This window comes from Methanofollis ethanolicus (assembly GCF_001571385.1).
Taxonomy (GTDB): Archaea; Halobacteriota; Methanomicrobia; order Methanomicrobiales; family Methanofollaceae; genus Methanofollis; species Methanofollis ethanolicus.
Genome location: NZ_BCNW01000001.1, coordinates 746,889 through 760,607, shown reverse-complemented (window position 1 = coordinate 760,607; position 13,719 = coordinate 746,889). Strand labels below are relative to the sequence as shown.

9 protein-coding genes are annotated in these 13,719 nt (G+C 64.1%); 2 read left to right on the top strand and 7 right to left on the bottom strand.

Going from position 1 to position 13,719, the window contains the following annotated elements; all coding sequences use genetic code 11:
- Window positions 1–7: 7 nt before the first annotated feature.
- Entirely contained in the window at window positions 8–1,435 is a 1,428-nt protein-coding gene (locus MEFOE_RS03840) for an aldehyde dehydrogenase family protein (RefSeq protein ID WP_067048571.1), read from the bottom strand.
- Window positions 1,436–1,979: 544 nt separating this feature from the next.
- Here MEFOE_RS03840 and MEFOE_RS03835 point away from each other — a divergent pair.
- Window positions 1,980–5,336: a lectin like domain-containing protein gene (locus MEFOE_RS03835; RefSeq protein ID WP_160329482.1), complete on the top strand. Its 3,357-nt coding sequence runs from the start codon at window positions 1,980–1,982 to the stop codon at window positions 5,334–5,336.
- 370 nt (window positions 5,337–5,706) lie between these two features.
- On the opposite strand, the gene MEFOE_RS03830 is transcribed toward MEFOE_RS03835, so the two are convergent.
- Window positions 5,707–6,942 carry an L-lactate MFS transporter gene (locus tag MEFOE_RS03830; RefSeq protein ID WP_328585435.1) on the bottom strand — a complete coding sequence of 412 codons (1,236 nt, stop codon included), beginning with the start codon at window positions 6,940–6,942 and terminating at the stop codon, window positions 5,707–5,709.
- 4 nt (window positions 6,943–6,946) lie between these two features.
- Window positions 6,947–8,839: an acetate--CoA ligase gene (gene acs, locus MEFOE_RS03825; protein WP_067052926.1), complete on the bottom strand. Its 1,893-nt coding sequence runs from the start codon at window positions 8,837–8,839 to the stop codon at window positions 6,947–6,949.
- A 107-nt stretch (window positions 8,840–8,946) separates the two neighbouring features.
- On the opposite strand from acs, the gene MEFOE_RS03820 reads away from it, so the two are divergent.
- Window positions 8,947–10,359 carry a PAS domain S-box protein gene (locus tag MEFOE_RS03820; RefSeq protein WP_067048565.1) on the top strand — a complete coding sequence of 471 codons (1,413 nt, stop codon included), beginning with the start codon at window positions 8,947–8,949 and terminating at the stop codon, window positions 10,357–10,359.
- Between the two features lie 63 nt (window positions 10,360–10,422).
- On the opposite strand, the gene MEFOE_RS03815 is transcribed toward MEFOE_RS03820, so the two are convergent.
- The 4 genes from MEFOE_RS03815 to MEFOE_RS03800 all read right to left on the bottom strand — a co-directional run bounded on the left by MEFOE_RS03815 (window position 10,423) and on the right by MEFOE_RS03800 (window position 13,708).
- Window positions 10,423–10,707: a hypothetical protein gene (locus MEFOE_RS03815; RefSeq protein ID WP_067048562.1), complete on the bottom strand. Its 285-nt coding sequence runs from the start codon at window positions 10,705–10,707 to the stop codon at window positions 10,423–10,425.
- A 107-nt stretch (window positions 10,708–10,814) separates the two neighbouring features.
- The gene (locus MEFOE_RS03810) at window positions 10,815–12,134 is read right to left on the bottom strand and encodes a serine/threonine-protein kinase (RefSeq protein WP_067048559.1); all 1,320 of its coding nucleotides are present in this window, start codon (window positions 12,132–12,134) and stop codon (window positions 10,815–10,817) included.
- Window positions 12,135–12,159: 25 nt separating this feature from the next.
- Window positions 12,160–12,975: an FHA domain-containing protein gene (locus tag MEFOE_RS03805; RefSeq protein ID WP_235809551.1), complete on the bottom strand. Its 816-nt coding sequence runs from the start codon at window positions 12,973–12,975 to the stop codon at window positions 12,160–12,162.
- A 58-nt stretch (window positions 12,976–13,033) separates the two neighbouring features.
- Complete coding sequence (locus MEFOE_RS03800; protein ID WP_067052923.1) at window positions 13,034–13,708, bottom strand: nitrite/sulfite reductase domain-containing protein; 675 nt, start codon at window positions 13,706–13,708, stop codon at window positions 13,034–13,036.
- Window positions 13,709–13,719: the final 11 nt, after the last annotated feature.

Here is a 13,719-nt window from a genome sequence, read left to right as displayed (position 1 = left end):
GGTCAGGTCACCCCCGCCTGTTCATGACCATCAGCCGCGGCTCGGTCATCTCCTCGATCGCATACCTCGGCCCCTCCCTGCCCGACCCTGACGCCTTCACCCCGCCATAGGGCATGGCGTCGGTCCTGAAGGTCGGGACGTCGTTGACGACAAGGGTGCCGGCCTCGCACTCATCGAAGGCATGAAAGGCGCGTTCGAGGCGGTTGGTGAAGATGCCGGTCTGGAGACCGAAGGGGGAGTCGTTCGCCAGCGCAAGGGCGGCCGCAAAATCATCGAAAGGCGTGATGGTGATCACGGGAGCGAACATCTCCGTGGCATTCACCCGCATCGTCGGGAGCGTGTCGGTGAGGATGGTGGGGGCAAAGAGTGTGCCGGCCCGCGTCCCCCCGGCGAGGACGGTCGCACCACCAGAGACGGCCTCCCGCACTTTCTTCTCGGCCGCGGCAGCAGCCTCCTCCGAGATCATCGGGCCCACGTCGACGGTCTGGTCGCGGGGGTCGCCGGTCCTGAGAGCGCCGGTCCGTTCCAGGATCATCTCCAGGCATTGTGCATACACCGACCGGTGGAGGAGGACCCGCTGGACAGAGATGCAGACCTGACCTGCACCGGAAAAACCTCCCTGCACGATCCTCTCCGCTGCATAGGGGAGGTCAGCGTCCGCGTCCACGATCACCGCGGCGTTCCCGCCGAGTTCGAGGCCGACACGCTTTCTCCCGGAGATCTCGCGGAGGTGCCAGCCGACGGCCGGGCTGCCGGTGAAGGAGAGGTATGCGATCCGGCCGTCCTGCACCATCCACTCCGCGATATCGGTGGTGCACGGGACGACCGAGACGGCCTCTTCGGGGTACCCTGCTTCGACGAGGAGTTCGCCCAGAATAAGGCCGGAGAGCGAGGTCTTTGAGGACGGTCTGAGGATGACGGCATTACCGGCGGCGACCGCCGGACCGATCTTGTGGCAGGCGAGATTGAAGGGGAAGTTGAAGGGGGTGATCGCAAGAACCGTGCCGAGAGGGACACGGCGGAGATAACCAGTTCTGCCGGTTGCGGCAGGGGTGAGGTCAAGGGGGATCACCTCGCCGTAGATCCGCCCCGCCTCCTCAGCGGAGAGGATGATCGTCTCGACAGCGCGTTCCACCTCGGCCCTGGCCAGGGCGGCGATCTTCCCGGCCTCACGGGTGATCGTCTCCGCGATCTCATCTTTCCGGATATCGATCAGACCGGCAAGGCGCCGGAGCACACGGATCCGTTCATGCGCCGGGAGTCTGCGGGTCCGCTCGAAGCCGTGCCGCGCGAAGCGGACGGCGTCCTCTGCGTCTGTCGCCCCGGCGAGGCAGACGGTGCCGACGAGGGAGTCGTCGTAGGGAGAACGGACGTCAAGGATTTTTTCGCTCGTCCGCCACTCCCCGCCGACAAGGAAGGGTCGAGGGTCTGTCATGGAGGGGGATGGTGCAGTCCGGGATATGGATGTTTCGGCACGTCGTTCTGGTTATCGAGATGAAAAACGCGGACCACTCAGTTACGGGATACTGCGGAGCGCAAAAGATTTTTTTATTTTTTTAATGCCATTATGACGATGTATAACAAATTAAAGGCGACACAATGTATTTTCTTGTGAAATGAAATGCATACGATCCCCTGCCATCCAGGATATTTGTTCTATTCTCTCGGCCTGTGCGATCGGGGCGTGGGGGTCGAAAATCTGTTTATTCAGGCATCGTAATATATGCAAGTTTCTGTTTTTTTATTCAGCCAATATTGAACAATTATTGCATATATTTTATTTTTAACGTAAAACAGTCGATTTTTTATCACATATTCCCATTTATATTGATCAGCCTGAGATGAGACCCATGACCAACCAGCACCTGCCGACCATAGTTATTCTTCTTCTCTGCCTGTGTCTTGCCCCCCCCGTCGTGCAGGGGGCAGGGGCCGTCGATATCGAGACCGCCCCATTGAATCCTGATTTTGTTCAGTATATGGATGAGCAGGAGGCGGCACCTCCCGGGGAGTCCGTATTCCTTGCGGCCGCACCCGCTCCCGGGACGCCGGAGGACGAACATCCCCTCTATCCGAACACCCTGATCCCTGCACCCGACACCCCTGTCTGGTCTGGTGGTTCCATCATTGCGACGGCAGAACCACCCTCTGAACCGTACTTCAACCTCGCCGACGAAGGCCGCGTCACCGCAGTGAAGGACCAGGGAGAGTGCGGGTCTTGCTGGGCCTTTGCCTCTCTCGGGTCCCTGGAGTCTGCTCTCCTCACCGATGGCTTCGGTGAGTGGGACCTCTCGGAAAATAACCTGAAGAACACGCACGGCTTCGATAGTGAGCCCTGCGACGGAGGCAACCCCTTCATGTCGACGGCCTACCTCTCCCGGTGGTCGGGACCGGTGGACGAGACGGACGACCCGTACCTCCTTCCCGTTCCGTCCTCAACATCGCCTCCCGGTCTTGTGTCAGTGATGCATGTCCAGAACGTCACCTTCCTCCCGCCGCGGTCGGGTCCCCTCGACAACGACCTGATCAAGACGGCGATCAAGGAGGAAGGCGGCCTCTATGCCGGTTTCCTGGTAAACTATACCTTCTTCGGGCCGAAGGCCACGACATACTACTTCCCCGAGAATAGCACCGCAAAGATCGACGGCGGCCACGCCGTCCTCCTCGTCGGGTGGAACGACACCTACTCTGCGGAGAACTTCGTCGAGACTCCGCCCGGCGACGGCGCCTTCATCGCCAGGAACTCGTGGGGCACCTCGTCGGGGGACAACGGCTACTTCTATATCTCGTATTACGACCGGAGTATCGGCCGCTTCAAGAACCCCGAGACAGAGCATATCGGCACCGGTCTGGCCACGGCGACCGTGCTCTTCACCGGTGAACCGGTCGAGACCCACGACCATCTCTACCAGTACGACCCCCTCGGATGGACCACCAGCGTCGGCACCGGCGCCTCGACCACGATGCATGGCAGGAACGTCTTCACCGCAGAGCGCTACGAGGATCTGGAGGCGGTGAGTTTCTTCACCCGCGAGCCCGGCACGGCGTATGAGGCCAGCGTCCACCTCATCGGGGGAAACACCTCCTGTCAGGTCTATGCCGCAGACGGGACGATGGTGCTCCCCGGTTACCACACCCTTCCCCTCGCAACACCTGTGCCCCTCGGCCCGGGCGATAGATTCTCGGTGACCCTCAAACTCACAGCGCCGACCGACACCCACCCTCTCGTCGTCGAGAAACCGATTGTAGGCTACGCGAGCATGGCCACGGCCCATACCGGCGAGAGCTTCGTGAGTGACGACGGGGTGCAGTGGGACGACCTCACCACCATCATCCCTGACACCAATATCTGCATCAAGGCCTTCACGGCCGATCCCGCCAGCGTGCCCGAGGACTATGCCACCATCCAGGCGGCCGTCGACGCCGCCCTCCCCGGCGATGTAATCCTTGTCAGGAGCGGCGTGTACGAAGAGAATATCGTAATCGACAGGCCGCTCACCCTCGTCGGGAGCGGCGACCCTGTCATTGACGGCAACGGCGGGGACGTACTCACCCTGACCGGGGCGAACGTCACCGTCAGGGGTATCACTCTCACCGGCGGACGCGACGGCGTCGTGGTCACCGGTGAGAACGCCACGCTCATGGACCTGACGGTGACCGGGTGCAGCGGCGACGGCATTGCTCTTGAAGGCGCTTCGAATGCCTCCGTCATCGGTGCCGACGTCCGGAGTGCCGGTCACACCGGGATTCTGGTCAATGAGACCACCGGGACCGCCCTGCTCCAGTGCAGTGTCTCCGGGAGCGGTGCCGACGGGATCGCCGTCACCTCCTCCGGGTCCTTTACGCTGACGAACTGTCTCGCCACCGGAAATGGCGGGACAGGCCTTGCCCTCGAGGATGTGCGGGACGGCGAGGTGTCAGAGACCGTGATGGCCGGGAACAGGTGGAATTTCCGCCTCGTCCCCGTACCGGGCTATGAGGGCACGGTCACGGTGGACGAGACGACCACTGTCGACGGCAAGCGGGTCTGTGTCTGGACAGGACAGGAGGACGCGGCCGTGCCCGCAGACGCCGGCATGGTGTACCTCTTCGGGTGCCGGAACATCACCGCGGAGGACCTCACCCTCTCCGGTGCCTATGTCGGCCTCATCGTCGCCAACTCCACCGCCATCACCGTCAGGAATGTCACGGCCACCGGCAATTACGCAGGGGCGTTCTTCGGGAGTTCGGACGACATCCTCATCGATGCCTCCGCCTTCTCGGGCAACGAGTACGCGGGGATATCCTCCCTCAACACTACCGCAACTACCGTCACCGGTTCGCTCATCGCCGACAACCAGTTTGGTGCACTCCTTGCCGCCGCGACGCCGGGCGATACGGCCCTCTGGCACAACACCTTTGCAAACAACACCGGCGGCCACCTCGTCCTTGAGGGTCTGGTCGCCCTGAACTCCACCACACCGTTCCCGTACCGGTATAACGGTACCTACTTCACACACGCCCTCGGCAACTTCTGGGACGACTATGCAGGCACCGACGCCGATGGCGACGGGATCGGGGAGACGCCGTACGCCGTCGCGGGCATCAACGATACCTGCCCGCTGGTCCTCTCCGCCGACCACTATCTGGTGGGCGTTCTCCCGCCCACGCCCACGCCCACACCCACACCGACACCCACACCAGCACCGGCACCCGCTGGCGGCGGAGGAGGAGGAGGCGGTGGTGGAGGCGGTGGCGCTTTCATGCCCTCCTCTCCGATGGACCAGGACGCCTCCTCCCACGAGGCCTCGTACCCGGTGAAGGGCCAGACCGCGGTCTCCAGGATCGACCTGACCTCGGTCGCCGACCTCACCAGTGCCATAGTGGTCGCCGAGAAGACGGACCTGCCCTCCGCGATCCCCCCGCCTGCGGCCAGGGTCTACGAATACGAGAAGATCCTCCTCTTCCATGTCACCGCTGCCGGTCTCACGGGCGGTGAAATCTCCTTCACCGTGCCCCTCGCATGGATGGAGGACCATGGTGCTGGCACGCACGATGTCGTCCTCCTCAGGTATCATGACGGCGCCTGGACCTCCCTGAAGACGAGGTTCGTGAAGGAGGAGAGCGGCGAGGCGTTGTACGTGGCGGAGACGCCGGGTTTCTCGTACTTCGCGATCGCCGTTGCCGAGAAAACGGAGAGTGAGGGGGCATCGGCCCGGACTGCCGCCGTCGAAGAGACACCTACCGGGGCACCGTCCGCCGGCGTCCCCGCAACCCCGCAGCAAAGCCCTGTCGCCCTCTTCATCCCTGCCCTCGCGGCCGCATTTGCCGCCCTCCTCCTTGCACGGAGGAGATGAAGCCTCTCTTTTTTCGGCCCTGTAGAAACCCTTGCGGGAAAGTACTTCCTGACGTGATAGGGGAAAAAATTCTGTTCAGAAGTGCCTGGTCCGGGGGGCTGCCGCCCCCCATACCCCCTGCCATTACGATAGGGGCGGGATGGCCTCCTCCTTCAGGACTCCGACCCTTTCTTCCCGGGACCAATCCTCGCGCGGGGGTCCGGGGGCAAAAGTCCCCCGGCGAACGGGAAGGCAGAGGATCAGCACGCACTATCAACCGACGGAGGAGGATTTCTACAAAGCCCTTTTTTCTAAAAATATACGCAGGGCAGGGAGATGCCGGGATATCCCCGGCATGCCCGCCCCCCAAAAAAAATGGGGAGACCACCTCTCACGGCCCCCTCAGGAAAACCCACGCCACCGCACACCCGGCAGCCGCAAGGAGGGTGACGAGCGGAAAGACGCCCAGATAACTCCCTGTCGCCGCCATCACATAGCCTGCAAGCTGCGGGCCCGCAATGGCGCCGGCGCCATAGGCCAAAAAGACCACGCCATAGCAGCGGGGATAGTCGGAGGTCCCGAAATAGAGGGCGGTGGTGGCCGGGGCGATCGCAAGCCACCCCCCGAGGCAGCCCCAGAGGAGGGCAAAGGCCGGAATGTAAGTCCATCCGGCGGGAGCCAGCCACATCGCCGCGGAAGCCGCCCCGATCAGGACGAAGGAGAGCATCGCCGTCCTCCGGGGAGAGATCCTGTCGGTGAGGGCGCCGAAGACCGGCCGGCCGCCGCCGTTGAAGAGGGCGAAGAAACCGACAAGGGCGGTCGCCAGGGCCGGTTCGATCCCCACTCCCGTGCCGACGGGCTTTGCGATGGATATCGCCATCAGACCGGCAAGGCAGCCGATGAAGTAGCAGACAAAGAGGCCGAAGAAAGCCGGTGTCCTGACCATCTCCTCCCGCCTGTACTCGGAGGCCGCACCCCCTCCCCCGTCGGGCGGGTGCCAGCCTTTCGGGCTCCACCCGGACGGCGGGAAAGAGAGGGGCAGGGCGCAGAGAGTAAGAAGAATGATGAAGGCGACGCCGAAGACGCGGAAGGTCTCCATCACACCGACCGCCCCGATGAGAGCCCCGGCAACGTTCGCTGTCACAAAAGCGGAGAAACCGAAGCCGAGGACCGTGAGCCCGACCGCAAGCCCCCGCATGTCGGGAAACCACCGCGCCGCCACCGCTACCGGGACGCCGTAGGCGATCCCGACCCCAAGGCCGCCGACGACGCCGTACATCAGGGCAAGCATCTGCACCGAACCGGCATAGGATGCGAGCAGCCACCCGAGGCCTGTCAGGAGGCCGCCCGCGACCGTGGCAACCCGCGGCCCCCGCACCTCGATGAACCGCCCGGCGAAGGGCATGGCGATAGCAAAGCACGCCAGAAAGACGGAGAAGGGGAGAAGGATCCCGGTCGCCGTCACCGCCGTCCCGGTCGCGGCAAAGTGCCCGGTCAGAGGGGCGACGAAGACGCTCCATGAGTAGATGGAGCCGAGGCAGAGGTTGATGAGCATGCCGGTAAGGACAAGGGCCCAGCGCCCCTGCTCTGCCCGCATGCCCAGGATAGTCAGGTCCTCTCCGGCCACCCCTTCAGTCCTCCAGTGTCGAGATGTCTCCCGGGTCGATCCCCATCTCCTTCGCCTTCAGGACGCGCCGCATGATCTTGCCGCTCCGCGTCTTCGGGAGGGCGTCGACGAACTCGATCGCGGCCGGCATCGCTATCGGGCCGAGGCTCATCCGCACATGGTAGCTGAGGTCGCCCTTCAGCTTCTCGGTCGGCCTGTAACTCTGCCTCAGGATGACGAACGCCTTGACCGCCTGCCCTTTGACGGCGTCCGGGATGCCGATCACCGCCGCCTCGGCGACCGCCTCGTGGGAGACGAGGGCTGACTCCACCTCGGCGGTGCCGATGTTGTGCCCGGCGACGATGATGATGTCGTCGGCCCGGCCGAGGACCATGATATAGCCGTCCTCGTCCTTCACCGCAAGGTCGCCCGCGGTGTACAGGGAGTCAACGGTCGTCCAGTACTTCCGGTAGCGCTCGTCGTTGTTGTGGACCGTCCGCATCATCGAGGGCCAGGGCTCCCGGATCACCAGGAGGCCGCCGATGCCCGGGGGGACAGGGTTGCCCTCCCTGTCGACGACGTCGGCCATCACGCCCGGGACAGGCCGGCCGGCAAAACCTGGCTTCATCGGTTCGCCGACGAGCGTCGTGATCATGTGCATCCCTGTCTCGGTCTGCCACCAGGTGTCCACGATCGGGCAGCGGTCCTTCCCGACATTATGATAGAACCACTCGAAGGCCTCGGGGTTCAGGGGTTCGCCGACAGAGCCGAGGACGCGGAGGGTGTCGAGGTTGGACCGGTTCGGCCACTCCTCGCCAAACCGCATGAACATCCGGATCACCGTCGGGGCGGTGTAGAAGACGGTCACGCCAAAGTCCTCGACGATCCGCCACCAGATGCCGGGGTCGGGGAAATCGGGCGTCGTCTCAGTGAGGAGCACGGTGGCGCCGGCGGCAAGAGGACCGTAGACGATGTACGAGTGGCCGGTGATCCAGCCGGGATCGGCGGTGCACCAGTAGACGTCGTTCTCCTTCAAGTCGAAGACGTACTTCGTCGTATAGTAGGCGCCGACCATGTAGCCGGCAGAGGTGTGGACGATCCCCTTCGGTGTGCCTGTCGTCCCGCTCGTGTGCAGGATAAAGAGCGGGTCCTCGGCGTCCATCACTTCGGGCTCGCAGTACGGTGCGGCTGCCGCCATGATCTCCTCGAAGTCCACCTCCATCTCTGAGAAGAGTTCGATCTCGGGTTTCGTCCGCCGCAGGACGACGATCTTCTCGACAGAGGGCGCGTTCACGACCGCCTCGTCGACGATGGTCTTTAAGGGCACCCTCTTGCCCCGCCTGAAGCCGACGTCGGCGGTGATGACGATCTTCGCCTGTGCGTCGCGGATACGGGTGTTGAGGGCCGAGGCCCCGAAACCGCCGTAGACGATGCTGTGCACCGCCCCGATACGGGCGCAGGCGAGCATGGCGACGACCTGCTCGGGGACAAGGGGCATGTAGATGCAGACTGTGTCCCCCTTCCCGACGCCAAGGCCCTTGAGGGCGTTCGCAAAGCGCATCACCTCGCGGTGGAGCTGGCGGTAGGTGAGAATACGCTCGTTCTCGTCGTCCTCGCCCCGCCAGATCAGGGCGACCTTGTTCCGCCGTTCGCTGGCGGCGTGGCGGTCGAGGCAGTTGTGGGTGATGTTCAACTTCGCCCCGGTGAACCAGCGGGCATAGGGGTTGTCCCACTCGCGCACCGTCTCCCACGGAGCGAACCACTCCAGTTCACCGGCGATCCCTGCCCAGAAGCCATCGGGGTCGTCAAGATAGCGTTTGTACGCCGTCTCCCAGTCCCCGGTCCAGGAGCGTTCCCGGTACGCGGGGTCGGGCATGTAGACCTTGCCGGCAAGTTTCACGTCAAATGTCTCTGCCATAAGCACCACCTCCCGGACCTCTCCGGGCCACTCTGCTGTGCATATATAGAGTTCTCCATGATAGATAATGATAAATCTTCGCTCTGCACAACACCTATGCAGTGCATATGCCGGGCAGCACAGCAGAGAGGGTCGGGGACGCGATCACAATCAGGGAACTCCTCAGGAAACATCCGAAAGGGCTCTCCATTACCGAGATCGCGGGGGCTCTCGGCCTCCACAGGAACACGGCCGCAAAGCACCTGGACATGCTCGTCCAGAAGGGGGAGGCTGACATCAGGAAGGTCGGGACCGCGAAGACCTACTTCCTCGCGCGGAGGATGCCAGTCGCCGCCCTCCTCCACTTCTCCCTCCACCCGGCGGTCGTCGTTGACGGGCGGGACGAGGTGGTGATGGTGAGCCAGAGCGCCCTCGACCTCCTCGAATGCCCGCTGGAGGTACTGTACGGCGAAAAAGTCCAGGAACTTCCCTATTCTCTCTTCACGGCCCCCGAGTTCCTTGAACGATGCCGTCAGGCTGTGCAGGGGACGCAGGCGCTTTTTCCCGCCGCTACCGTGATCCGCGGGAGACGGCGCCACCTCCGCGTCCACCTCGTCCCGGTGGTCTTCGACACCGGGAAGGACGGGTGCGCCATCGTGCTCATCGACGAGACCGCGTGCAGAGAGGCGACAGGGGCGCTGGAGGCCTCGCGGCAGCAGTATGAGGCGCTCACCGCGGACCTCCCCGGCTTTGTCCTCCATACCAGACCCGACCTCACCCTCGAGTTCGTCAACGAGTCATTCTGCAGGTACGCGGGTCGGACACGAGAGCAGTTGATAGGTTTCCGCTTCCTCCCCCTCCTCCCGCCCGGCGACAGGGAGCGTATGAAGGCAGCGCTCATCTATCTCACCCCGGAGAGCCCGACCACGGCCCTGGAGGTCAGATCGGTGAGGACAGACGGCACCCTCGGCTGGGAGAGGTGGCAGGTCAGGGGCATCTTCGGGAATGGGGGGAGGGCCCGGGGTTACCACCTGGCAGGCACCGACATCACCGAACTGCAGCAGTGCAGGGAACAGCTGGAGCAGTACCACGAGAACATGGAGTGCCTCATCGCCGGGCGGACCACCGGGATCCAGGAGGCGAACAGGACGCTCCTGAAGGTGCTCGCGGAGAAGGAGGAGATCGAGCGCGAACTCCTCTTCACCACCTTCGCCTTCGACCATGCCTCCGACTCCATCATCCTCTTCGACAGGGACGGCAGGATCTACAAGGCGAATGAGACGGCATGCAGCCTCCTCGGTTACAGTCAGGACGAGATCATCGCCGTCACCATCTTCGGCCTCAACCCCTCGGTCACCGCGCCGCAGTGGGAGGAGATGTGGGCGCGGGCCGAACCCGGGAAGAAGGAGAGAGTCGTCTCGGTCCACAGGAAGAAGGACGGCACCGTCTTCAAGGTCGAGGTCTCCCGGACCTTCGTGCGCTTTGCCGGGAGGATGTACTTCTGCTCCATCGCCCGCGAGGTAAGGGGCGCGGACAGGTGAAAAAATAGGTGTATCGGACCCTGTCTTCCGTAAAGAGGACAGGGAAATTATCAGGGTTCAGATTCAGCAAAGCCGCTGGCGGCTCCGGGTCTGGTCGCATGTGGCGTCACAGACGCCGGCACCAGAGGAGTTTGCAGACCGCGTCTGGTTTGCGGTCCTGTACTGCTGGCAGGTGCCCTCTTCGGCACAGGGACAGGCGCCCGCGGATGTGCTCTCCTGGACGGTGTTCTGCCAGCAGGCCTGCTGACCCATCTTTCCGTCCTGACCCGATGCTGCGGCGGCCGGAACCACCGAGACCAGGGCAAGACAGAGCAGGAGGGCCGCTCCGATTGCAAGTTTTCCTTTCATGGTCTATCCTCTGTGCTGCCGGTCTCCCGACAGCTGCATACCATAGGTCGACGACCCGAGGGATAAATAAAGAAAATGGAGGCGGTTCTGAGCTTGAACCGATTGGTTCAGCATTCGACGTCACGGAACGCGGCGAGGAAGTCCCCGGCCGACGATATCCTCTGTTCCGGGTCTTTTTCAAGGCACCGGAGGAGGAGGGCGTCGAAACGCGCAAGGGCCGGGTCGACCTTCGAGGGGGGGACAGGCGCCCCCTCCAGGACGGCGGCCGAGTATTCGCCCGGCCCGTCGCCATCGTAAGGGAGCCTTCCGGTCAGGAGTTCGTAGAGGACGACGCCGAGCTGGTAGAGGTCTGTCCGTGCACCGGCAGGGCCGTACCGCCCCGGGGCGAGTTGTTCGGGGGCGGCATACCTGAGGGAGAAGCCCGGTGCCGCGGTCTCGTCGCCGTCGCCGATCAGCCTGCCGAGCCCCCAGTCGGCGATCTTCGGCGTGCCGTCCGCGGCAAGGAGGATGTTGCCGGGCTTGAGGTCGCGGTGGACGATGCCGCGGGCATGGGCACAGGCAAGGCCCTCCGCAATGCCGGAAGCAATGCGACACGCCTCCCCCGGTCGGAGAGGTTTTGTGAGGTCGGCAAGGGACCGGTCGAGAAATTCCATCTCCACGTACGGCACGGGAAGGATGTTCACCGCCAGGACCCCGACAATATTCGGGTGGACCAGTTCCTTCCAGAGGCTGATCTCCTTGAGGAAGCACCGTCCCGTCGCCTCGTCGGCCCTGAGGGGCACCTTGACGGCGACCCTCTCCCCGTCGGTGCGCCTGACGGCCGCATAGACCTGCGCCGTCCCACCGGTGCCGAGGAGGGAGACGTCCCCGTACTTTTCCATGAGAGCAGGGGGGAAACCCGGGACGGCGACTGCATCCGGGGCAACCAGGACCGTGCGGTCGCTGTCAGCACCGGGTTTTCTTTTCCTGATACGGTAGAGGAGGTACGCCCCGACCGCCGCCGCACCGGCACCTGCCGTCGCGGCCAGGAGGGGGTCAAAGCCTTCACGGGTCTCGGGCGGGCCTCTCCCCTCTCCAGTCGCCGCACGCACGACTGCCGACGTATCCGTGGCCTGTACAGACACCGGACTCTCTTCGGCAGGGGTGGCAGGGAGAGAGGTCGGCAGGGGCGACGGCGTCGTCTCAGGCAGAGGCGTCAGGGAAGGGGTCGGCGTCGCCGTTTCGGGGACGACATCAGGGGTGGGATCGGGCAGTGGCGTCCTCTCCTCCTTCACCTGGCCGGGGGCCGTCGCCGGGCCGCGGTCGTCGGGGGCGCTGTTGTTTCCGCCAGGACCATGCTGCCCCTTCCCCGACGTGTCATGGGCCGCCAGCGCCGGGGCGGCACAGAGAACGAGAAGAAGAACGCAGACTATGATCCACCGCCGCATGCAATGAGGTGGGTGGCCGGGAATATTAAGACGGGCGATCCTGACCATCGTCAGGGAGGGGGACGGTGAAGAGGAGGCGTACCCCCTGCGGCCCCCGGGCAAGGTCGATGAGGTCGCCGTCGGCAAGGGGGCGGCGCTCGTGCCGCCGGAGAGGGACGGCATTCACGGCCGTCCCTCCCGTGCTCCCGCAGTCCTCCACATGCCAGACGCCGCCGGAGAGACTCAGCAGGCAGTGGGGGCGGGTGACCCGGGTGACGGCGGCATATGCCGCGGAAAGGGGGACCGCACACCCCTGCAGGGGGGCGGCCTCCGGATCCTCGCGGCCGACGGCACAGCGGGCACCGGCGAGGGGAAAGGCCCGGCCGTCGTCGGGGCCGCCGACGACAAGGACGGCAGGCGTGCCGCCGGAGAAGGCCGCCGAGACACGGTCTTTCATCTCCCTCAGGCGGAGGGAGACACCCTGGGCGTCGGCCGCGATCCCGAGATTCCCGAAGATCCCGAGGTTCTGGATGACTGTCTCCAGGCCCCCGGCGACCAGGGAGTACTTCCAGACAGGGTGGACGCCGGTCACGGTCTCCCCCGAGAACCCTGCCTCCTTCTTCACGAGACCGGCAAGGAGGAGTTTGTCCAGGTGCTTTTTTGTGTTCTCGTAACTTGTCCCTATCGCCCGTGAGATCTCCCGCACATCCCGCGGTGTGTGCTCGATGATCTTCAGGATCCGCAGGCGCGTCGGGTTCCCGAGGACGTCCAGGTACTCAGAGAGTTCCTCCAGGAAGTCCTGGTCGGCGCCTGAGACGAGGGTGCGGTCGCCGTCGGTCATCAGGGAGTATGAGGACACCATGGTAGATAACCCGCGCGGGTCGGGGAAAAAAGAGAGATTCGAGAGACTCAGACAGAGGTCAGGTCTGGGGCGGCGCCAGGCCGAGCATGGCGGCACGGATCGTTTCGATACCGACCCTCTCGGCAAACCTCGGCGTCCTCTCGCCGGGTTTCCCGTTGTCGCGGTAGTACTCGAGGAGACGCCTCACCATGCCGACGGCCTCATCGACCTGGAGGTCCTTTGCCACCACATCGCCGATCCTGGGGCGCCCACCTGAGTTCCCGCCGAAGGTCACCGTCCACCCCTTTGCCGTCCCGATCAGCCCGATGTCCCGCACATAACTCTCCCCGCAACAGCGCGGGCAGCCTGAAACCCCCATCTTCAGTTTCGCAGGAAGATTCAGGTCCTGGTTCACCCCCTCAAGTTTCAGCCCGAGGCCGAGGGAGTCCTGCACGCCGTACTTGCAGGTCTCGGTCCCCGGGCAGGTCTGGACATAGTGGAGACAGGGCGCCGTCGCCTCCCCGACGGTCATCCCGAGTTCCTTCCAGATATTGTCGACGTCCTCTTCCTTGATCCCGACGAGCGCCATCCGCTGCCCCGAGGTCATCTTGATGACCGGGATAGCATACCGCCGCGCGACCTTGACAATGTTCTCCAGGTCCTCCGGGGCGACGATCCCGGCCGGTGTCCTCGGGACGATCGCATAGGTCTTCCTGTCGCGCTGGAGAATCGCGCCTCTTGATCCGTCTTCCATCAGATACCAAC

What these genes read in the sequence shown, in the direction of transcription:
- MEFOE_RS03840 (WP_067048571.1), bottom strand. Translation starts at nt 1,435, where the DNA reads ATGACAGACCCTCGACCCTTCCTTGTCGGCGGGGAGTGGCGGACGAGC.
- MEFOE_RS03835 (WP_160329482.1), top strand. Translation starts at nt 1,980, where the DNA reads ATGGATGAGCAGGAGGCGGCACCTCCCGGGGAGTCCGTATTCCTTGCG.
- acs (WP_067052926.1), bottom strand. Translation starts at nt 8,839, where the DNA reads ATGGCAGAGACATTTGACGTGAAACTTGCCGGCAAGGTCTACATGCCC.
- MEFOE_RS03820 (WP_067048565.1), top strand. Translation starts at nt 8,947, where the DNA reads ATGCCGGGCAGCACAGCAGAGAGGGTCGGGGACGCGATCACAATCAGG.
- MEFOE_RS03815 (WP_067048562.1), bottom strand. Translation starts at nt 10,707, where the DNA reads ATGAAAGGAAAACTTGCAATCGGAGCGGCCCTCCTGCTCTGTCTTGCC.
- MEFOE_RS03810 (WP_067048559.1), bottom strand. Translation starts at nt 12,134, where the DNA reads ATGCGGCGGTGGATCATAGTCTGCGTTCTTCTTCTCGTTCTCTGTGCC.
- MEFOE_RS03805 (WP_235809551.1), bottom strand. Translation starts at nt 12,975, where the DNA reads ATGGTGTCCTCATACTCCCTGATGACCGACGGCGACCGCACCCTCGTC.
- MEFOE_RS03800 (WP_067052923.1), bottom strand. Translation starts at nt 13,708, where the DNA reads ATGGAAGACGGATCAAGAGGCGCGATTCTCCAGCGCGACAGGAAGACC.